This window comes from Helicobacter sp. (assembly GCF_014799995.1).
Classification (GTDB): Bacteria; Campylobacterota; Campylobacteria; order Campylobacterales; family Helicobacteraceae; genus Helicobacter_D.
This window is the reverse complement of sequence record NZ_JAAVGY010000007.1, coordinates 1-20,805: the sequence shown is the minus strand read 5'-3', so window position 1 is coordinate 20,805 and position 20,805 is coordinate 1. Positions and strand designations below refer to the sequence as shown.

Here is a 20,805-nt window from a genome sequence, read left to right as displayed (position 1 = left end):
CCCCCCCCCCCCCCTAAAAATAGCTTAAATAGCTTCAAGAAGCGTTGTAACTTTAAATTTAGGAAATTGTGTTATTGTGAGGATTCTGTTATCGCTTCATTAAAAAAGAAAGCAAGGAGATAAAGCAGAGCGTAAGAATCTCTATAAAAAAGAGATAGCTAATGCCGCAAATGGTAAGTGATTTTGGAATAATTATGAAGTTATATTTTGCGGAAGCTTAAGGCTTCCAATAAATGCTCTTTTCGAATCTCTAAAGAGGAATCCAAATCCGCAATCGTGCGTGCGGTGCGCAAAATCTTATCGCGTCCGCGCCGAGAGATTCCAAAGCGATTACAAGCGAGTTCTAGTGTCTCGTTTGTAGAAGTGTCAAGTGCGCAATATTGCTCTAATTCCGCGCCTTGTAAGCGAGAATTAAAGCACTTTTGTCCGCGTTGTTTTTGGAATATAAAAGCTTGCAGGATAGAATCTTGCAGAGTTAGAGAATCTATGCGATGTGTGCTTTGCTCTCCCTCTTGCATTTGGACAAATAAATCTAATCTATCCCAGAAAGGTTCTGAAATCTTGGATTTGTAGGCATTGATTTCTTTTTGATTGCAGCGACATTCTTTGCTAAGGCTCAAGAGATTGCCGCAAGGGCAGGGATTCATCGCACCTACGAACATAAAGTTTGTAGGATAGGTAATTTTTGCTTGTAAGCGTGAAATCGTGAAATAATGATTTTGCAAAGGCTCACGCAAGGATTCTAAAATGCTTTTTGGGAAATGGGGCAATTCGTCTAAAAACAAAACTCCATAGTTTGCCATACCAATTTCACCGGGCTTGATATTCTGTCCTACCGCACTTCCTAGTATCGCGGCTTTGGTCGCGCTATTATGCGGATTGCGAAAGGGTCTGTGTGGGGTGATTTCTAATGTGTTCGCCGCCATTTGTAAAATCTCATAGAGGGTTAGAGGGGGCAAAATATAGGGAATCCTCGTAGCAATCATACTTTTTCCGCTACCTGCACTTCCCTCAAGCAAAAGATTGTGGAATCCACAAGCTGCAATCAATGCCGCGCGTTTGGCGCGTTCTTGTCCGATAATGTCAGAAAAATCAAGTGGAAAGTCTTTGGTGTAGTAATATTTCTCTCCCGCAATTTCTTGATAACAAAAGGGCAAGTCGCAAGAATGGGATTCTAAAGGAGGTAGCTCTTGTAGAATCTTGATTGCTTCTTGGAGCGAATCTACATAGTAAGCTTGCAGATTGGGGAGTTTGGAATAAAAATCCTGCGCGACTTTGGGAAGCAAGAAAAGCGAATCTTTTTGTTCTTTGTCGCTCAAAAGAGAAAAAAGCAAAGGATAGATAGAGGGGCTATCTTTGATGCGTCCATCAAGCCCGAGTTCGCCAAAGGCAAAGAATCGTTTGGGTTTGGATTCTGTGCCTTGCGTCATTTCGTTCAAATCACAAGTGCCATTTAGCGCAATCAGTAGGGCAATGGGCAAGTCATAAAAGCTACCTTGCTTTGGAATATCGGAGGGGGAGAGATTCACATTGATTTTAAGCGGTGGGAATTTGAAGCCATTTGCGAGCAAGGAGGATTGCACGCGTTGCTTGGATTCTTGGATTGCATTGCCTGCAAGCCCCGTAATGCTAAAGGCAGGCAGAGCGCGCGTAAAGCTCACTTCCACTTCTACAACCCTTGCTTCAAGCCCTACTTGCGCCGCACAATAGAGTAGGTTTAATCCCATATTTTTCCTTAAGTTTTAGATTGCAGTGTATCGGAAGTTGGTGAGAATTGCAAACAAAAGGAGCGGATTTTACAAAATTATTTTTTGGTTGAATCAAATAGTAACACTGCTATGGAATCTTGTCTTTTTTTGATTGTCGTTGTGAGTATGGGTTGAGTTGCTTGCGCAATGCGCGTCATAAGATGCGGTTTTATCGTTGCAAGGTGTGTAATGACGATAAGTTATCATCTTGCGTCTAGTCATTGCGAGGAGTGAAACGACGAAGCAATCTATAATGCAGAATCTCGCTTTTGATTTTTTCATTTATGATTCCATTGCGTTATTTGCTGAAGTTTAATATTATAGATTGCCACGCATTTTTGCAAATGCTCGCAATGACAGCGGCAAAGCGACGCCATAATTCTATTTCATAAAGTCTTGCAATGACACAAGTCAGCAGACGATTTTAGTTTTTGTCATTGCGAGGAATGAATAGAATGAGAGATGAAGCAATCCAAATCCAAGCAAAAGTAAATTTTACAATGGAATCTTTAAGGCAAGATTCTATGTTATAGATTGTTTTGATTCATTCGCAATGACGAAGCGGTAAGACGCAAGATAAAACCTTACGCCTTGATTCCTTGCAGAATCTCACTTAAAATGTCAATTGTCTTTGCTTTTCGCATTTCAAATTGTGCTTGGCTTTCTGCTTGCCCTAAATGTGTGCCTTTTTGAATATCTGTCGGAGATTTTATAATGGGAATCAACTTTGCAATATCGTTTGTGCTTTGTGCTAGTGCGCCCTCTCTGTGTCGCAATATCCAATTTGCAGCACCAACAAATGCGAAGAGATTTGAAGCCTCTCCCTCTCTGCCTTGTTCCTGTAAATCCTCTAAAACTTGCGTCATAAGTAGCTCAAATTCATTACGAGAGCTAGAATCGTTTAGATTAGAGGTTTGATGGATTTGGTTTGCAATAGTGGGATTAATCCCACTATCAATATTCATAGGTGATTCCATAGTTTTTTCACTTGATATAAATTTTAGTGCTCATTGTCGGTCCTGGGTTGATAGAACGAGAAGTGAAAACAAAATCTCCATTGGAGTTGCTAGGACGCGAAATATCCCAAAGGTCATAAAAACCATCTACGATATTATCTCCTGTTAAATCCATACCAATAGAATCTAATTGCACCGCCTGATTTCCTGCAAAAGTTGCGCTATCATAACTATTTCCTCCATAGCCTGTTACTCCTGTGCCAACTTGAAATAAATTTCCTCCGTGATTTAAATCTGTCGTTGTTTTCCCAAAAACATATTCATATCCGCCATCGGTTGATTGAATCTCCAAAATTTGCACATCACTTACAGCGGGTGCAGGTGCTTTTGGGCTAGGTTTGTTTTTCATCTTTTCAAAAGATTCTTTCATTGCTTCAAGTGCCTTATCCATTTTACCACTAAGAAATTCATTTTTATAAGGTGAATTTGGCTCTAAAAAGATATTGACACTATTCCTTGTAATTTTCTCTTTGCCCTCTGTGGTATAGTTGCTATCTGTTGCAAATGCGATTCCACAACTTAAAACACTTGCAAGTGCAAGACTTAAACATTTTCTTGTCATTTTGACTCTTTAAATAAAATATGTAGAATCTAAAGCAAAAAGTGTTCCATTGAGCTATTATGCAGAATGAGAATAGCAGACGAGGCGCATACTTTCGCGTCCTTGCGAGGAACGAATAGAATGAGAGATGAAGCAATCCAAATCCAAGCAAAAAGTAAATTTGCAATAGAATCTTTAAGGTAAGATTCTTACATTTGGATTGCCGCGAAAGTTTTTCAAATTTTCTCGCAATGACGAAGCGGTAAGACGCAAGATAAAACCTTACGCCTTGATTCCTTACAGAATCTCGCAATGACATTTTTTACCGCGTCATTGCGAGGCTTTAGCCGAAGCAATCCACAATTTAGAATCTCGCCATTAAGATTCCATTGATTGATTTTGCTAAAGTTTAAGATTATAGATTGCCACGACTTCTACGAAGTCTCGCAATGACAAAAAGCAGTATTATAAATTTACAAAGGTTCGCAAGGAATGGTTTTAAGGGGTTGCTGCGAAAGTTTTTCAAATTCTCGCACAATGACGCAAGTCAGCAGATGCTTTAGGTTTTGTCATTGTGAGTTTTGTGCAATTAGATTTTAAAAGGGTTTTCAACCACCTTTTTTCTATCCACGATATAAGGAATCAATGCCATATGTCTTGCGCGTTTAATCGCAACCTCTACACGTTCTTGCCATTTTTTTGAGTTGCCTGTAAGGCGACGAGGCATAATTTTGTAACGTTCAGAGAGTGAATGCTTGAGCATTTCTACATCTTTGTAATCAATGAATTCAATTTTTGCCTCTGTGTATCTGCAATATCTCTTGGAGTATCTTTTCTTTTCTGCCATAATTTATCCTTTAAAATGGTATTTCTTCATCATCAATGTCAATTACAGGAATTTCGTTTTCTTTAGCTTTTTGAGGTCTTGGCGCACTTGGAGGGTTTTGATGATTCTCATAGTTGTTGTAACCACTATTGTTGTGCATATTTTCGCCATAGCTTTCATTTTGGTAATTATTTCCATAATTTCCATTGTTGCCACTATTTCCAACGTAATTTCCGCCTTCACTTCTTGAGCCTAGCATTTGCATATTTTCGGCAGTAATGCTATGCTTGCTTCGCTTTTGTCCGGTATTGTCTGTCCAACTTTCTAGGACCAAACGTCCCTCAATCAGTACAGATGAGCCACGTCTAAGGTATTGATTTGCCACTTCAGCAGTGCGCCCAAAGAGATTTACATCAATATAACAAACCTCATCTCCTTGCGAACCATCTTGTTTTTTGAAACGGCGATTCACAGCAAGCCCGAGCTTCGCCAATGCAGAACCACTAGGCAAATAGCGCAATTCCACATCTCGCGTTAAGTTTCCTACTAAAATGACTTTGTTAAACATCAAATACCCTTATTCTTGAGAAGCTGCTTTTTCTTCCGCCTCTTTTTCTTTTAGGGGAGTAGATTTTTTGTTGTTGATTGTTCTATCTACCAAAGTTTCCCACGCTTTTTGCTCTTTTTTGCTTTCGTATTTAATCACGATAAAGCGCAAAATATCTTCATTAATACGGTAAAGGCGTTCTAGCTCTAAGACGAGCTTTGATTCTGCTTTAAAATAAATGACAAAATAATAGCCACGTTTGTTTTTTTTGATTTCATAAGCAAGATTGCGCATACCCATATCTAAAGTTGCGCTAATTTCGCCGCCATTATTGATGATAGCGGTTTTATAAAAATCAATCTTTTGAGTGATTTCCTCTTGTGTCAGAGTGGGTTTAACCACAAACATAGTTTCGTAAAAACGCATAAAGTCTCCTTATGGATTTGCCCTTTTGCATTTCAAAAGAGCAAGGATTAAATTTACAAATGTAAAGAGGCGGATTTTATCTTAAAATTGCTTGAATTTTCATTAAAGCACTCAAAAATCCATTTCCTTTATTGATACCCCTTAGAGAATCCTCCCGCCAAGTATTGAGGATAGAAAAAATCAATTCATATTGGGATTCTTTGATGAGAATCGCAAAACGTTTTTTTTGCTCCAATAATAAAGGAGGCAGTTTATAGCCCAAAACCTCTTGCGATGAGGCTTCACCATAGATTTTAATATGGCTTGCAAACAAAAAAAGCACGAAAAAGTATTTTTGCACTTCATTGATAAGCGGCACTTCTTCAAATCCTTGTTCTAAAAATTGGGATAATTTGTCAAAATAAGGCTTTTTGAGTAGCAAGGATTCTAAAATCTCTTCTAGTTTGACACTGCCTAGACTATAACCCAAGCCCTCAACTATTTCTGCATTGATTTCTTGGTCAAAAATTGCATATTTTCGGAGTTCGGCGATGCTTAATCCCAAATCAAAATTTTGTTGTTCTAAGATTTTGCGCAGGTTAAAGTCTGAAATTTGGATTTTGAGATTTTGCGCATATTCTTTTAAAATCCCCATTGCCTCATTGAGATTTGGCGTGAAGAATCGCGCTTCAAACACTCCTGCTTTGGCAAGATTTGCGGGGAAACTCGCAGCCATTGCGCGCGCGTCCGCCGCATATTCTCCCGCACTTTTGTTTTCGGCTTGGTAAAATTCTATGATGAGATAGCCTGCGCCATTTTGCAAGAGGGATTTTATCAAGGAATCTAGCTGTTTTTTAGGAATCTTTTTATCAATTTTAATCCATACAAGCGTTTCATCGCCAAAGAGTGAGCCTTGAGAAAAACAAGCAAGTGCATTTTGGAAATCAAATTCTCCAAAATAAAAGCTGTTTTTTTCGCAACCCTTTGCAAGAATCCTTTGTGCGATTTTCTCCCCATAATAACCGATTAAAAACATTGCTTCACCATAAAGCAAAATCGCGCGAATTTCTGCTTGTTTGGCAAGTTTGGTGTCCAATTCTTTTTTATACATTATTTACCTCTATGGCGCGGGAGAGATTGAATCTTTGCATTGCGATTCCTTTTGCCGCGTTTGATTTTTTGTGCTATATTTTGCGCCTTTTCTTTGGCTTTTTGCCTTGCTTGCTTTTCTTTCTGATTGGACTTTGTCAAGAGATATTGAGAAATCTGCTCATTTGCGATTCCAAGACTTTCATTATAGCTTTCTACGATTCTACCATAAATTTTGGCAGTTGCGACATTGACTTCTACAATCTGAACACGTACTTTTTGATATTGGACACCATTGCCTTTGAGGCATATCACGCGTGCGCCTTGCAATGGAGGAGTGGTAAGCGAGATGAGTTCGGGCTTGGAATCATTGAGGATAAAGCCAAGAAAGGCTTGCCCGATTCTATGGTGTAAGAATCGCGCGAATTTGCGGTCTTTGAAGTCCATTTCCACCTTGGCGACTTCACGTTCTTTTTGGCTTAAAGTCTCGCAAAGCAAAGGGAGAGATTCCTTAGTCTCACAGTCTTCGCAGAGCTTGACTTTTGCTTTAAGGATTCTATGCAAAAGCAAGTCGCCATAACGGCGAATCGGAGAAGTAAAATGACTATAAGCTTCAAATCCTAACCCAAAATGTCCGATATTATGGCTTGCATAAGCCGCTTGTGGCATAGACTTGATGATAAACTTATCTACTTCTGTCTCTATGTTGCTTGCTTTTGCAATGCGTTGCACCTCCAAAATAGCTTGGTGGAAGTCTTTGATATTTCGCGGAATCGCTTTTTGCCAAATTCCTAATGCCTTAAGTTCTGTGAATAACTCTAAGATTCCATCGTATTTGGGCTGTGAATGGACGCGGTAAATGCCTAGCTTTAAACTTTCGTCCTTTTGGGTGAGTTTTTGGGTTTGTAGCTTCGCACTCTCAATGTTTGCAAGCAGCATACATTCTTCAATGAGTTGGTGGCTTGACGTTTGCGATTCTATTTTCAAGTCTTTTAATTCTAGGTTTTTGTCTAGTTGCATTATCTTTTCATCGCCTAAGAAGTCAAAGCCAAGCTTCAAACGTCTCTTGCGTAGCTTCTGGGCGAGGGAGTGGAGATGAAGAATTGGCTTTCTTAATATGGGCAAAATATGCTTGTTCGTGCCGTTTTTTAGTAATTCATCTACCGCTTCATAGGTGAGTTTTTGGCGTACCTTAATCACTGCCTCAAAGAGTTCGCTATGAAGCACGGCTTGGGTGCGCTTGTGCAAGCGAATTTTCCAAACCATTGCAAGACGCAATTTACCTTCATTCAATGAGCAAAGATTTTCACTCAATGAGCGTGGTAGCATTGGAATAGATTTGTGCGGGAAATAAACGCTAAAGCCGCGATTCCTTGCCTCCAAATCTAGCGGGGAATCTTTGGGGACATAATGGCTCACATCGGCAATGGCGACATACAGCACAGAGGATTCCGCATCAAAATAAACTGCGTCATCGTGGTCTTTTGCTCCTAGTGGGTCAATCGCACAAAAGGGCAAATGTGTGCAATTTGTGCGTTCTTTGAAATCCTTTAGGCGCACTTCTTGGAATCCCTCGGCTTGGAGTTGTGCATTGAGACTAAAAGATTCCTGCCTTGCATAGAGGCTTAGTGCAAGGATTTCGTCTATTTTGGGGTCATCTAATGTGCCTAAAATCTCCAAAATCTCCCCATTTTTAGGATTGAGTTTTAAGATTGTATGCGAGGGCAAAGTCTTGAGTGATTTTTGGCTCGCTTTGATTTTATAAGGAATCTCATTGGGGATTGAAATAGCGATACAGTCTAGCTTGTATTTTTCTAAATAGCAAAAGGCAAATTTCTCTTTGGATTCTAAGATAGTGAGGATTTTTGCGTGGGGACGGCGGAGGTTATGAAAGGTTTTGTGCAGTGCTTTAGCGAGCACAATATCGCCTCTTTGCGCACCTTTTAGGAAGTTTTTCTCTACCAGCCAATCTTGCTTTTTGGATTTTGGTAATGGAATCACAAACCCGTAACCCTCACGCGCTAATTCTACTCTACCAATGCAGAATCGTTTTTGCAAGAAATAGCGGTTTTTGCGCAGTGTTAGCACCTCAAGGCGCAGGAGCGATTCTAGGATTTGCTTAAAAGAATCTGCGAGTTTTAAATCAAGCGGAATCCCCTCTTGCAAAAGATTCAAAAACTCATTCATCAACTAAAGAATAATCCTCATTAGGCGAATCCATTTCTGTATCAAGCCGCATATTTTCTAAAGTAATATCAAAGCCCTCTAAGTCTAAGTGGTATTGTTGCACCAAGTCTCTTGCCTCTAGAATTTGCTTTTGTTTGGCGATTTCATAGGGGGTAATGAGTGCATTAAGCACCCTTAGCGGATAAATATAGACTTGCAAGTTTTCGGGTGGAGTTGGGTGATTGAGATAGTGCATTACCTGCACCATTGTTTCTTCAAAGCTCCAATGCTCAAACAAATATTCTAAAACTTCAAATTGATTGCAGCCAAGCATATTTTGTTCAACTTCTAAAAAACTGAAAGGATTAATCTTTTGCATAAATTCTTTTTGTTGGTTGGCTCGCCTTAAGCAATTTGAGATAATCACCATACCAATGTGCATTACAAGTGCGCAGGGGACTAAAACCTCTAGCAAATGAATGTTTTTTTGCTGCCAGCGACATAAAAAGGCATTTTTGATATTGGAAACATCAACAAATTGGCTGACTTCTAGCTGATAGGGTGTCAAATCTATGATGAATTTTGCCCGCATTGCGCTTGCAATTGCTAAGCCCTTTGAAGTGGAGATTCCAAACATTGAAACGGCTTGCAAGATAGAATTGACTTCACGATGATAGCCATAGAGAGGAGAATTAGCACTTTTGATTAAATCCATTGTCAAAAAGGGGTCTTGCTCAATGACATTAGCTACTTGCTTAATGCTAGAATTTTCGCGTGAGCAAACCCTTTGTAGCTCAACGATTGTTTCGGGCAATGGGGGTAAAGCGTCAATTTCATTGATTACAAAGTCTTTCATTGTATTTTTCAACATAATAAATTCAATCCAAAATTTAAAGAATCAAAGAATCAAAGAATCAAAGAATCAAAGAATCAAAGAATCAAAGAATCAAAGAATCAAAGAATCAATAAAATGCGAAATGATAGCATAATCTCTCTAAATTGTTGAACTTTTTGAAACTTTTTTGTTTTGAAAAAGTATAGAGTTAGAATCTAATAAAAGACATTTTTGGGCACAATTATTGTTTTTTAAGAACAAGAAATTTGGATTGTTTTGTAAGGGCTCTTTCTCTAGGCTTTAATTCAATTTTATTTTTTAGTCTTTCTTATGATTTGATACAAAATATCGCAATGCGTAAAATATTGGTTTGTGGTTTCACAATATAAAGCAATCTCGCCATTTTTACATTTTACAACTTCCACTTCAAAAGTTTCCCCCACTTTAAGCGGTGTTATCTCTGCATAGTCCCCTATACATAGCCTTTTGCCTTTGATGTCGTGGTATTTGGTGTATTGCTTTTTCATTTTAATTCACAATCTCACTTAAACTTAATGCCTCACTTTGGATTTAATCTTACATTCTTGATTCTTAAGAAAGAATTAATTTAAGATTTCCTCGCGTCTTTTATCGCAAATGCCTAGAATTTTGCTAAAATAGCTTTAAATCTTTGAAAGGAGATAATTTGCAATATATTGATGATTCTTTGAAAGGAAAGCGAATCTTAATCACAGGGGGGGCAGGATTTATTGGCTCAAATCTCGCACTTTATTTTCAAAAGCACCATAAAGATGCGGAAGTAGTGGTGTTTGATAGCTTTAGAAGTGAAACAAAATTTGGCAATGGCAATTGGAAATCTTTAGGGCATTTTAAAAATTTGCTTGATTTTCGTGGTGAAGTGATTGTCGGGGATATTACCAATAAAGAGGATTTGGAGAGGCTAGAGAAGCGAAAATTTGATTATATTTTTCATCAAGCCGCTATTTCTGATACTACGGTGAGGAATCAGGAAGCGGTTTTGCGTGCGAATGTGAATGCGTATAAGGATTTGTTGGATTTGGCATTGCGTAGCAATGCGAGTATGATTTATGCCTCTAGTGCAGGGGTTTATGGGAATAGTCCCGCACCCAATAGCATTGGAAGTGGAGAGATTCCAGAAAATGTTTATGGGTTTTCTAAGCTAATGATGGACAATTTGACTTTCAAATATTTAAAGAATTTTCCGCTTTTAAATATTGTGGGTTTGCGTTATTTTAATGTTTATGGCGAGAATGAAGTTTATAAAGGCAAAACCGCTTCAATGATTTTACAACTAGGCTTGCAAGCCTTGAAGTCTAAAAAAGTGCGTTTGTTTAAAATGGGAGAACAAAAACGCGATTTCGTGTATATCCAAGATGTAATTCAAGCCAATGTCAAAGCAATCAAAGCCAAGAAAAGCGGAGTCTATAATGTCGGCAGTGGTAAGGCAAGAAGCTATAATGAGATTGTAGAGTGCTTGAAAGTGGATCTGGGAGAGTTTGAAGTGGAATATATTGAGAATCCTTATGAGTTTTTTCAAACACACACACAAGCCAATATCGTTTTGAGCGAAAAATTCTTAAATTATCAGCCGCGATTCTCACTAGAAGTAGGAATCAAAAATTATTTAAGCCAAATCAAAGCAATCCATAAGAGTAATTTATGGGACGAAGTTCTAGGAAACAATGCGTGAAACCCAATATTTTAGTTGTAGGTGATTTGATTTTAGACCATTATATTTGGGGGAATTGCGAACGCATTTCGCCAGAAGCACCCGTGCAAGTGATTGATGTCAAGAAAGAATCGTTAAACTTGGGCGGTGCTTGTAATGTGGCAAATAATCTTGTGAGCTTAGAATCCAATGTATGGATTTGTGGCGTAGCGGGTTGTGATGAGGCAGGAGGAGCACTCAAGAAAGAATTAGAGAGTAGAGGCATTCAAACACAAGGTATTTTTATGAATCCCTCACGTCCCACGACACAGAAATCGCGCTTGATTGCCGCACACCAGCAAGTCGTGCGCATTGATAGAGAGGACAAAAGCCCTATCTCTAAAGAGGGCGAAGAGTTTATTTTGGATTTTGTCAAAACGACTATTACGGAATCCAAAATCCAATGTCTCGTGCTAAGTGATTATCAAAAGGGTGTGCTAAGCGAAAGATTGACGCAAGAGTTAATTGCTTTGGCAAAAACACATAATCTCCCGATTTTGGCTGACCCAAAGGGTAGAGATTATCGCAAATACAAGGGTGCAACCCTGCTTACTCCTAACAAAAAAGAGGCAATACAAGCCACAGGAATCGCGATTTGTGATGAGGATTCTCTTAAAAGTTGTATCCTAGAGTTACAAAGAATATGCGAATTAGAAATCTCGCTCATCACCCTAAGCGAAGACGGAATCGCATTTGTACAAAGGGATTCTGTGCAAGGAGATAACATTAAGCTAGAGAGAATCCCAACGATTGCGCGGGAAGTCTTTGATGTAACAGGAGCAGGGGATACGGTGATTGCCTCTTTGGCTTATATGCTCGCATTGGGTGAGCCGATTTACCAAAGCGTGTATTTCGCCAATGCTGCAGCAGCAGTTGTGGTGAGCAAAGTCGGCTCTGCGACAGCGAGCAAAGCAGAGATTCTTGCTTATCTTAGGCGCAATAATCTTTTGGATTCTACTTTGGCAAATGCGCAATTTTTAAAAATCTTTGGCACAGAAAACTTTGTATCTAGTGGCGTAGAGTTGGGCAGGCAAATCGCAAAGATTCTTAAGAGGCAGCCCCCAAATCCTTATTGGGATAAATGGGTTAAGGCGCAAGACTTTGATGTATTTTTAGAATCCCTTGCGCAATTAAAAAGAGAAAATTACAAAGTGATTTTCACCAATGGTTGCTTTGATATTTTGCACTTAGGGCATATTGATTATTTGCACAAAGCGCGTGCTTTGGGAGATTTACTCATCGTGGGCTTAAATAGTGATGATTCTATCAAGCGACTTAAAGGGGAATCGCGCCCTATTAATAGTGAGCAAGAGAGAATCGCAATGCTTTGCGCTCTGGAATGTGTGGATTTTGTGATAGTATTTAGTGAGGACACGCCACAAAACTTGATTGCAAGGATTCGCCCTAATGTGTTAGTAAAAGGTGCGGATTATCAGGGCAAGGAAGTGGTAGGAAGTGAGTTTAGCGATGTGGTGCGCTTGATAGAATTTGTGGAGGGCAAGAGCACAACCCAATTAATCCAAAAAATAAAGGAATCTTAAATGAAACAGATTATCTTAGAGGAGATTCACTCGCACTTAGAGAGTGCGCAAAAAATGGAATCTTTAGCGGAGGATTTGCAAAAAGCCGCACAAATGGCGATAAGCACCTTGAAAAATGGCGGAAAGATTCTACTCTGTGGCAATGGTGGAAGTGCCGCAGATAGCCAGCATATTGCAGCAGAATTAACAGGGAGATATAAAAAAGAGCGCAAAGGCTTGTGCGCGATTGCGCTTACAACAGATACGAGCGCGCTCACTGCGATTGGCAATGATTATGGCTATGATTCCGTGTTTTCTAGGCAGGTTGAGGCATTGGCAAAAAGCGGAGATTTGCTACTTGGAATCTCCACGAGTGGAAATAGTAAGAATGTCTTAAATGCCCTAAAAGTCGCACGCGAAATAGGTTGTCAGACTCTAGGGTTTAGCGGACGTGAGGGGGGAGAAATGCGGAATCTCTGCGATGTGCTACTGATTTCTCCAAGCAATGATACGCCACGTATTCAGGAAATGCACATTTTAATGGGACATATTCTTTGTGATTTGATTGAGAGGGTGTATTAATTGCGAGATTTTTTTGAAAAGACGATTGAAGCGTGCGGAAATTCTAATTTTAGCCTGCTAAATTCCGCGCTTTTTGCACAACTTCAAGGAGAGGGAATCAAAGCCAACTTCGCGGATTTGTTTGCCGATGCGAAAGGGATTTATTTTAATTTTTCTAATGGTAAGGCTTGCAAAGTAATGCTCTATCAAGCGAGAATCCAAGAAGCAGCATTTAGGAGCTTGGGCGACCCTAATGTGCATTTGTGCGGGTGTGAGGAATGCAGGGAAAATCTTAAGAATCCGGATTTTATCATCACGATTTCATTGGATTTACGCTTTTTTCTAGGGATTTATTCGCACAAGGTGCAGACGAAGTTTTTTAATGACAAACCCTTGAAACTCTGCCCACAATGTGCGAAAATGTTAGAAATGTATTTCAATAATGATTTAAGGGGATTCTTTGGAGTTTAATTTATCGCTTCAAAAACCTAGTCATAGATTAACTAGCAGCATTTTCCATTTGACTAAACAAAGAATATTCTTGCGTAGGAGGGAAGCTATTTATATTTTTGTTTAATTTTATTTTTTTCTTATCAACTTCTTTAATGTTGTGTGGAATCTCAAAATAAAATTTAAGATTTTCCCAATCACATTCCCTTAAGCTCACAATTTCATTGAGATAAAAGCTCACCCAACTTTTGCCCACTTTAGAAATAAAGGTTTCGTTTTCAATTTTATTTTTTGCAATTTGACAATATTCATTATCCTTTTCAAAACCTATAAAATTTCTACCCAATCTTTTTGCCGCTAGTGCTGTTGTTCCTGTTCCTAAAAATGGGTCTAAAATCGTATCGCCCTCTTCGCTGCTCATTAAAATAATTCTCTCAAGCAGATGCAATGGAAGTTGGCAGGGGTGATTATCTCTATTTTTTGCGTGTCTTATACGATGAATATCAGTCCAAACATCAGAACAAAGAGGTCCAAAAGGATGTAGGATACCCTTTTTCCCTCCATAGTCTTTAACTAAAATACCCTTCCTGTCTCTTTTATGTGGATAGCGAATTTCTTTGAATCTATTTTTGGCTTCACCTTTAGAATAAAACAATATTCCATAATGTGCGGGTTGCAAGGTTTTTCCCATTGGAGCTGTCATTGCTTCCCAACTTATCCAATGCCTAAAAAAACTTGTTTTGTTTAAAAAATTTGCATAATAAATAAGCCATTTAGGAATATTGTGCAGAAAAATAAAACCATCTTCTTTTGCCACTCTAACGCATTCATTTATCCATTTTTCACACCATTGTAAATATTCAGATTCTAAAAGTTTATCTTTGTGAGAGTTGTATTTTTTTCTAAGATTAAAGGGTGGGTCAGCAAAAATGCAATCAATGCTATTGTTTGGGATTTTTTTAAATAATTCCAAACAATCCCCTTGCAAAATTTGATTAATAGGCAAATTTTCCATTTTTACACCTTAAAAATATTTTTTATCATCAATTTAAATCGTTGCAATTCATCGGAACGAAAGGTGAAAACTTCATCATAGGCTTCAACCATTCGTTTTAAATCTTGCTTTCTCACATACCAACCAATTCCATCAATAAAACCATAAAATTTAGCATTTGGATAATGCTTTTTGATTAACCCTGCTACCGCAATCTCTGTTTTTGCTTTATCGCCTTGACCAGAACTTGTTGTGCTCAAAAAAGAAGATTCTATGATAATTTGTGGATTTTGTTTGTTTGGAATAATAAAATCCATAGTGCGCTTATTAAGATTTTCATTTAAACTTAAAAGTGGTAAATCTCCACTCTCATAAGGAATATGCAAGCAAGCGAGAATTTCTCTAATTGCAGATTCTGGATTATTCTGCATAGCACCAGAATAACTTCCTTTTTGGCGATAACGAATAAGCGTATCAATCATCGCATTTGAATCAAAATTGATTTTTTGAAGATTTAATTTATTGAGCTCAAATAAAGGCAAAGTTTTAGCTAAAAAAGGATTAGATGAGCCCCAAAAAAAGAGATTAATTAAACCTCTCGCAAAATTTTGATTATTTTTGATGAGATTTTTTATTTTTTTATCACCCCATTCTTTTAAATCAGATTCTACATTATGAGTATTCCAATGCTGCATATTTAGAAGCGTTGATAAATCATTATCCTTTACAATGCGTGCAATTGTAATAATTCTTTTGAGATTTTCATTGGCAATACCATTAAGCACAAGTAGAGATTCCAAGCCAAATTCATTTGCTTGTATGAAATTGACAAAAACTTCTTCTTTGCAACCTTGATTTAAGATTTGATTTTGCAAATTCAGAAGCAGAGTTTTTATAAGATTAATCGTATTTGCTTCATAGTTTTCTTCAAATTGTAGATTTGAAAAATAAAAGGAATTTTTCTCAATGACGATATTGTATTTTTTTTCCATTTATATCCTTGAAATAATTATTGTCTCTACATCAAATCCCGATATTTTACCAAATTTATTCCTTTAAGGTTCTTGCCTCATTGATTGACTTTCTCTTCATCTATCAAGCGATAGCCTAGCGATTCTAGGGTGAGTTTATTGTCTGTAATGATTTTGGGTTCAATGATGAAAATAATTTCCTCTGTATTTTGCACCTCTTGCGTATAGGAAAACAGAAATTTCAGTAGCGGTATATCCCCAAGCAATGGGATTTTGCTTTGTTGGTGGAGCGTGTTTTGGGAAATAAGCCCACCAAGAATAATTTTTTGATTATTCTTGACTTTGACGATAGAGCTTAGTTGGTTAGTCGTAAGATTGGGTGGGGTGTCAAAGGCATTGCTTGGAATCTCGCTTTTATTGTCTTTGGTTTTTGTGATAGAGGGATTGATTTTGAGCATAATTTCTTCTCCAAAGACAAGAGGCGTGATGTCTAGCAACACACCCGCAAAAATGCTAGGATATTCATTATCTGTATTTGTTAGCGTGGTTTGGGCATTGGTGTTTTGATAAATATTACTCTTTTTATAGCGCAAAATATCCCCTACGCTAATCATTGCGGGTTGGTTGTTGAGTGTTAAGACTTTGGGATTAGAGATAGACTGCACTGTGCCATAGGTTTTGAGAAATTCTACAATGCGTGTGAGACTGACGCCTTGTGAAAAAATGTTCAAGCCATAATGCAAACTGCGTCCTCCCTCTCCACCGATGAGGTTCAGCCCGCTCACATTGCCCATTTCGCCTTTGCCTCCTAGGCTTGCACTCTCTGTAAAAGGCGGAATCGCAAGGTTTTGCAAGTCATAAAGACTTTCCCAATTGATTCCCAAAGTTTCTGTGTTTTTATGCGAGACGCTTAGGATATGCACATCAATCAAAACCTGTTGTTGTAAGCGTTCGTGCAGGTTTTGGATATAGGATTCTACCTTTTGGATTGCTTTTTTGTCGCCTTTGACGCTAATAAGTCCCGCACCACGATTGATAATAACGCGTCCCTCTTCGGGCTTTGCACCAATCATCGTTAAAATTTCCGTTTCAATCGTTTCCCAGAAGTTAAACCCATCTTCGCTTTTGATATTGATTCCGGATTTGCTTGAGTTATCCTCTTGTGTTTGTGTGCTATAAGTGTTTTGCCTCTCCTCATTGTTGATAGAAACAGAGGTGTTGCTAATGCCTTGCCGATTCGTGCTTAGGTAGTTGATTTTAAAAGTCTTGGTTTCATTGATTTTGAGTTTTAAAATATCTTTGTCAAACGAATAGTGTAGATTGGCTGCATTGAGGAGCAATTCAAGGATAAAATTCAAATCTTTGTCTTTAAAATTAACCATAGATAAGTTTTGATTCAGTCGGGATTCTATTTCCGCCTCGTCCCAAACAACGCTAAAATGACATTCACGAGAAAATTCGTTCAAAATCTCACCCACTTTAATGGGATAATCTTGTAAAGAGAGATTAAAGAGGCGATTTTGACACGCAAAAAGTGGCGTGAAAAAGAAAAATATCATTAAACTCAATTTAAAAAAACACATTTAATTCCTTAATAATTTGGGTTTTTGCAAACAGATTTTGCTCTGTGTTTGCGTGGAGATTTCCTCTATTACCACGCAAGAATTTTGAATTTTTAGAATCTTAAAGCTCGTCCCTTGCATTTCAATAATAGCGTTGATTTTGTGCCACTTGCCATTGAAGTTTGCGCTCTCATTCATCAATCCATAGAGATTCAATTCCTCGCTTTTGAGAGAGTTTTCACCATAGTAAAACGGGTCAAACTCCGCATAAGCAAGGACTAGACTTAAGCTTAAGAGTAGAGATTTCATTCGGATTCCTTTGTGGGATTCAACTCTCTTTCTGCTCTTTTGTAGAATAAAATCTCTGCATAAAATTCCAAGTTTTGTTCCAAAGGATTGGGGTAAAGCGAGAGATGATGAATCTCTAAATGCGCTTGCGATTCCAGGTTTTCTAAAAAGGCGATGAAATCTTTATATTTCCCTTGCGCACTTAGCAAAATGCGTTCTTTTTCTTGGGAGAGAGTGAAATTGCGTAGGTTGTTAGAATCCGCAATTTGTGTTAGAGCATAGACGCTAGATTTCTTTTGCAAAAGATTTTTTTGTTTGTTTTGCAGTGAGATTTTTTGTTCTAAATCCAAAATAGAGCTTTGTAAAGACTTTGTATTATCGGTGATTTGGGTCGTTTGAAGGGTGTCTTGCAGATTGGCAAGTTCCTTTTCTAGTCGGAGTTTGATTTGACTTTTTGTCTCTAGGGATTGTTTTGCACCCTCGAAGCTTAGGCTAAAGACTGCCATAAAGCCTACCAAAAAACAAAAAATAAACAACAAAATTAACTCGCGTTTAGTTCGTGCATTCAAATAATCTTCAGCCTTTTTGCAAGCTAGGCTTAAAATCTCATTTGCTCTGTTCATTGTGGAATCCTAAGTGTAATCCAATAAAAGCCTTGATAACTTTCTAGGCTCTGCACATCGCCCCAATGGAGTTTTTCTAATTCCTCTAAAATTTGCAGCGTGTTTTTCCCCTTAAGAAGCAGGCATACCAAGTCTTTATCTCTTAATCCCAAATAAGCAATCTTTACATTGTATTGTTGCAAAAGCGGGTTAATGGTGCTAAAAAACGGCACAAGGCGTGTTGCATTAGGCATAGCGTTTTTGAGGAATTGTGCATTTTGGTTATGGAGGGATTGTAGGGATTCTAACTTTTCTTGTAAATGCAAGATTTGTTTTTGGGATTCTGTGTAGTTTTGCTTTTGATACTGAATCTTGATATTTTGTTCCTTGATATGCGCCTGCAAATCATTTATTTCTCTATTCTCTAGCAGGTTAAGAATCCATAATACAAGCCAGATTCCAATGCCGATACAAGCACCCAATGCGCCAAACTTCAATGCCTTACCGATTTGTTGTTTGCCTAGAGGAAGCGTCTTTTCAAGAGGATTGAAATTAAAAGAATCAAGTGGCGCAACCTCCTCTAGTTTATAAGAAAGAATGCGTGCGTCAAATTGTGATTGGAATGCCTCTATTGCTTGAGATTGTGTCGGGTTGATTGGAGGGATTATCCAGAGAGTGAGAGAAAAATTTGTCGCCTTTTGGCGCAAAGTCTCAAGTTTTTCTCGTGCAGCTTCAAGGTTTTTCATTGGTTGTAAAAATACTATTTCGCCTTGATAGTAATGAATCAGTGTCCATTGCGCATAAGAATCCAATACCAAAAAGGCTTGGGATTGTGGGCTATCAGGTTGCAAAAATTGTGCGCACAAAAAACAAGGGTGGCTAAGGTAAGTTTCTGCATTGCTCACATAGCTTTTAAGCGCGTCCTTGTTGAGTAGCAAGCAGTGGTAAGCTTTAGAATCTTGCGTGTGCCAAAAACGCAAAAAATATTCACAAGTGCGGGGCAGATTGAGTAAGGAGCAGAGTTTGTCTTCTAAAAAATCCTCTATAATTTCCGGAGATTCTTGAATGCTTTGTTGTTCTTGTTCCTTTAAGATTAAGGTATAAAAAACAATTTCTTTGTTTTCAAAACTCTTCAAACTCTCCAAGCCTTTTATAAAATATGCGTATAAGTTTCCGATAATAGCTTAAAAATGTTTAAACTATTTGGCTTTGAAAATGAAGTTGGATAGAAAAAGGAATCAGAGAATTAGAATGTTACGATTCGTATCAAACAAAGGAAAAATTTTGCGTTTTGGATTGGCTTGGAGTTTGAATCTTTTGGTGTGGATTTTACCTTATTGGATTCTAATGCACTTTTGACTACAATGTAAGGATTTTCAGGCGAGGAGCTATTATGGTGATTTCATTTAATGTTTATGCCACACTGCTTAGTATGATTTTTGTCTTGCTCTTAGGACGCATCATTATCGGAAGAGTCAAGGTATTGCGTGATTATAATATCCCAGAACCTGTGGTGGGGGGAATCATTGTCGCAATAATGATTTTTTTGCTCTACACTTACGGCAAGGTAGAATTAAAGTTTGATGGTTCTTTAAAAGACCCTTTAATGCTCGCATTCTTTACGAGTATTGGATTAAGTGCGGATTTCGCTTCGCTTAAAAAGGGCGGAAAACTGCTAATTATCTTTTTGTTTGTCGTGAGTGGGTTGCTCATCTTGCAAAACCTCATTGGGTTAAGCGTAGCGACACTCTTGGGCGTCAATCCGGTGATTGGATTGTTGGGCGGTTCTATTACAATGAGTGGCGGACACGGAACAGGGGCTGCGTGGGCGGAGATTTTCAAAGGTGCTCCTTATGGGTTTGCCGCAAGTATGGAGGTTGCAATGGCAAGCGCAACTTTCGGGCTTGTAATGGGTGGAATCGTGGGCGGTCCTGTGGCAAGATTCTTGGTGCGAAAGTATCAATTAGAGCCAGACAAACGAATCCAAAACGATTTGCCTGTGGGATTTGAAAAGCCAGAAAAAGAACGTTTGATTACTGCAGGTTCGTTTGTGGAATCCTTGGCATTGATTATGATTGCGCTCTTTGGCGGGACAGAGATAGCTAAAATGCTTCATAGTGGCGGGGGATTTACTCTCCCTACTTTTGTGTGGTGTTTGTTTATTGGTGTTTTGTTGCGTAATATCCTACAAGCGACAAAGATTCATCAAGTGTTTGATAGGGAAGTTTCTGTGATTGGAAATGTCAGCCTCTCATTGTTTCTTGCCTTTGCGCTGATGAGTATCAATCTATGGCAACTCGTAGCTTTGGCTCTCCCAATGGTGATTATTTTGGTCTGTCAAGTCGTGGTAATGGTGGCGTATGCGGTGTTGGTTACCTTTAGATTCTGCGGTAAGGATTATGACGCAGCAGTGCTTGCGGCGGGGCATTGTGGGTTTGGCTTAGGGGCAACTCCTACGGCAATGGTAAATATGCAAACCGTTACTACGCATTATGGACCAAGTCATACCGCTTTTATTGTCGTGCCACTTGTGGGCGCATTTTTTATTGATATTATCAATGCGCTAGTGATTAGCGGAGTATTGAAATTGCCATTTTTCTAGGAGCATTTGTAAATGAGAGATAATTTTTTGCTAATGATGAGAATCGCGCGGCGATTTTTGGCAAATTTTTGTGTGCAATGCACGAAAAATAAGCATCTAAGGAAAAAGATTCGGGATTTTATTGAAAATAGACGCTTTGAAGTGGGATATTTGGAGATAGACAAAAAGATTCCAAATAAGATTTGCAATCTAATCAATTCCTTTAAAAATGAGGATTTCCTAGCTCTGAACTTTGCCAAAGAGCATAATTTACCTATTACGCAAGAAATTTTGAATCTCTCCAATGCCTCAAAAACCTCTAAGCCTTATGTTGTAGAATCGCAAAAAGCCTTAAGATTAAGGACATTACTTAG

At 38.4% G+C, this 20,805-nt stretch carries 23 protein-coding genes; 6 read left to right on the top strand and 17 right to left on the bottom strand.

The annotated features are described in order from the left end of the window. Window positions 1-200: 200 nt before the first annotated feature. The 11 genes from HDT10_RS01735 to HDT10_RS01685 form a co-directional block, all read right to left on the bottom strand. Complete coding sequence (locus HDT10_RS01735; protein WP_290879344.1) at window positions 201-1,727, bottom strand: YifB family Mg chelatase-like AAA ATPase; 1,527 nt, start codon at window positions 1,725-1,727, stop codon at window positions 201-203. A 93-nt stretch (window positions 1,728-1,820) separates the two neighbouring features. Further along, window positions 1,821-2,030 carry a hypothetical protein gene (locus HDT10_RS01730; RefSeq protein WP_290879343.1) on the bottom strand — a complete coding sequence of 70 codons (210 nt, stop codon included), beginning with the start codon at window positions 2,028-2,030 and terminating at the stop codon, window positions 1,821-1,823. Between the two features lie 302 nt (window positions 2,031-2,332). Further along, window positions 2,333-2,713, bottom strand: coding sequence for a hypothetical protein (locus HDT10_RS01725; protein WP_290879341.1), 381 nt, complete (start codon window positions 2,711-2,713; stop codon window positions 2,333-2,335). Between the two features lie 19 nt (window positions 2,714-2,732). Continuing rightward, window positions 2,733-3,326, bottom strand: coding sequence for a DUF4879 domain-containing protein (locus HDT10_RS01720; protein ID WP_290879338.1), 594 nt, complete (start codon window positions 3,324-3,326; stop codon window positions 2,733-2,735). Window positions 3,327-3,894: 568 nt separating this feature from the next. Next, complete coding sequence (rpsR, locus tag HDT10_RS01715) at window positions 3,895-4,152, bottom strand: 30S ribosomal protein S18 (protein ID WP_290879336.1); 258 nt, start codon at window positions 4,150-4,152, stop codon at window positions 3,895-3,897. Between the two features lie 10 nt (window positions 4,153-4,162). Further along, the gene (locus HDT10_RS01710; RefSeq protein WP_290879333.1) at window positions 4,163-4,699 is read right to left on the bottom strand and encodes a single-stranded DNA-binding protein; all 537 of its coding nucleotides are present in this window, start codon (window positions 4,697-4,699) and stop codon (window positions 4,163-4,165) included. Between the two features lie 9 nt (window positions 4,700-4,708). After that, complete coding sequence (rpsF, locus tag HDT10_RS01705; RefSeq protein WP_290879330.1) at window positions 4,709-5,104, bottom strand: 30S ribosomal protein S6; 396 nt, start codon at window positions 5,102-5,104, stop codon at window positions 4,709-4,711. Between the two features lie 76 nt (window positions 5,105-5,180). Then, window positions 5,181-6,194 carry a DNA polymerase III subunit delta gene (locus HDT10_RS01700; RefSeq protein ID WP_290879328.1) on the bottom strand — a complete coding sequence of 338 codons (1,014 nt, stop codon included), beginning with the start codon at window positions 6,192-6,194 and terminating at the stop codon, window positions 5,181-5,183. Next, window positions 6,194-8,359 (bottom strand): ribonuclease R family protein, encoded by a 2,166-nt coding sequence (locus HDT10_RS01695; RefSeq protein ID WP_290879326.1) that lies wholly within the window; start codon window positions 8,357-8,359, stop codon window positions 6,194-6,196. The genes HDT10_RS01700 and HDT10_RS01695 overlap by 1 nt, the downstream gene beginning before the upstream one ends. Next, a complete protein-coding gene (locus HDT10_RS01690) occupies window positions 8,352-9,209 on the bottom strand; it encodes an HDOD domain-containing protein (RefSeq protein ID WP_290879324.1) in 858 nt (285 codons plus the stop codon). Before HDT10_RS01690 ends, HDT10_RS01695 begins: the two co-directional genes overlap by 8 nt. A gap of 275 nt (window positions 9,210-9,484) precedes the next feature. Next, window positions 9,485-9,700 carry a hypothetical protein gene (locus tag HDT10_RS01685; RefSeq protein WP_290879321.1) on the bottom strand — a complete coding sequence of 72 codons (216 nt, stop codon included), beginning with the start codon at window positions 9,698-9,700 and terminating at the stop codon, window positions 9,485-9,487. A 158-nt stretch (window positions 9,701-9,858) separates the two neighbouring features. Here HDT10_RS01685 and rfaD point away from each other — a divergent pair, with 158 nt between their 5' ends. From rfaD to HDT10_RS01665, 4 genes are read left to right on the top strand one after another with little or no spacing between them, the layout of a single operon-like run. Next, complete coding sequence (rfaD, locus tag HDT10_RS01680) at window positions 9,859-10,884, top strand: ADP-glyceromanno-heptose 6-epimerase (RefSeq protein ID WP_290879319.1); 1,026 nt, start codon at window positions 9,859-9,861, stop codon at window positions 10,882-10,884. Continuing rightward, entirely contained in the window at window positions 10,854-12,443 is a 1,590-nt protein-coding gene (gene rfaE1 / locus HDT10_RS01675; protein ID WP_290879317.1) for a D-glycero-beta-D-manno-heptose-7-phosphate kinase, read from the top strand. Before rfaD ends, rfaE1 begins: the two co-directional genes overlap by 31 nt. Then, window positions 12,444-13,004, top strand: coding sequence for a D-sedoheptulose 7-phosphate isomerase (gmhA, locus tag HDT10_RS01670; RefSeq protein WP_290879315.1), 561 nt, complete (start codon window positions 12,444-12,446; stop codon window positions 13,002-13,004). Further along, window positions 13,005-13,454, top strand: a complete 450-nt coding sequence (locus HDT10_RS01665) for a hypothetical protein (RefSeq protein WP_290879312.1) — start codon at window positions 13,005-13,007, stop codon at window positions 13,452-13,454. A gap of 28 nt (window positions 13,455-13,482) precedes the next feature. Here HDT10_RS01665 and HDT10_RS01660 read toward each other — a convergent pair whose 3' ends face one another. From HDT10_RS01660 to HDT10_RS01635, 6 genes are all read right to left on the bottom strand, one after another. Beyond that, window positions 13,483-14,448 carry a site-specific DNA-methyltransferase gene (locus HDT10_RS01660; protein ID WP_290879309.1) on the bottom strand — a complete coding sequence of 322 codons (966 nt, stop codon included), beginning with the start codon at window positions 14,446-14,448 and terminating at the stop codon, window positions 13,483-13,485. Between the two features lie 2 nt (window positions 14,449-14,450). Further along, window positions 14,451-15,419, bottom strand: coding sequence for a DpnII family type II restriction endonuclease (locus HDT10_RS01655; RefSeq protein WP_290879307.1), 969 nt, complete (start codon window positions 15,417-15,419; stop codon window positions 14,451-14,453). A gap of 77 nt (window positions 15,420-15,496) precedes the next feature. Further along, window positions 15,497-16,981 carry a pilus (MSHA type) biogenesis protein MshL gene (mshL, locus tag HDT10_RS01650; protein WP_290879304.1) on the bottom strand — a complete coding sequence of 495 codons (1,485 nt, stop codon included), beginning with the start codon at window positions 16,979-16,981 and terminating at the stop codon, window positions 15,497-15,499. Then, on the bottom strand, window positions 16,982-17,269 hold the full coding sequence (locus HDT10_RS01645) for a hypothetical protein (RefSeq protein WP_290879301.1): 288 nt from the start codon (window positions 17,267-17,269) through the stop codon (window positions 16,982-16,984). Then, the gene (locus tag HDT10_RS01640; protein ID WP_290879299.1) at window positions 17,266-17,871 is read right to left on the bottom strand and encodes a hypothetical protein; all 606 of its coding nucleotides are present in this window, start codon (window positions 17,869-17,871) and stop codon (window positions 17,266-17,268) included. Before HDT10_RS01640 ends, HDT10_RS01645 begins: the two co-directional genes overlap by 4 nt. Beyond that, complete coding sequence (locus HDT10_RS01635) at window positions 17,868-18,986, bottom strand: hypothetical protein (RefSeq protein ID WP_290879295.1); 1,119 nt, start codon at window positions 18,984-18,986, stop codon at window positions 17,868-17,870. Before HDT10_RS01635 ends, HDT10_RS01640 begins: the two co-directional genes overlap by 4 nt. A 257-nt stretch (window positions 18,987-19,243) precedes the next feature. Between HDT10_RS01635 and gltS the strand changes: the two genes are divergently transcribed. Together gltS and HDT10_RS01625 are read left to right on the top strand one after the other, a co-directional pair. Next, window positions 19,244-20,452: a sodium/glutamate symporter gene (gene gltS, locus HDT10_RS01630; protein ID WP_290879293.1), complete on the top strand. Its 1,209-nt coding sequence runs from the start codon at window positions 19,244-19,246 to the stop codon at window positions 20,450-20,452. Between the two features lie 12 nt (window positions 20,453-20,464). Next, window positions 20,465-20,805: hypothetical protein (locus HDT10_RS01625; protein ID WP_290879290.1), on the top strand; the 341-nt coding region annotated here is incomplete at its 3' end.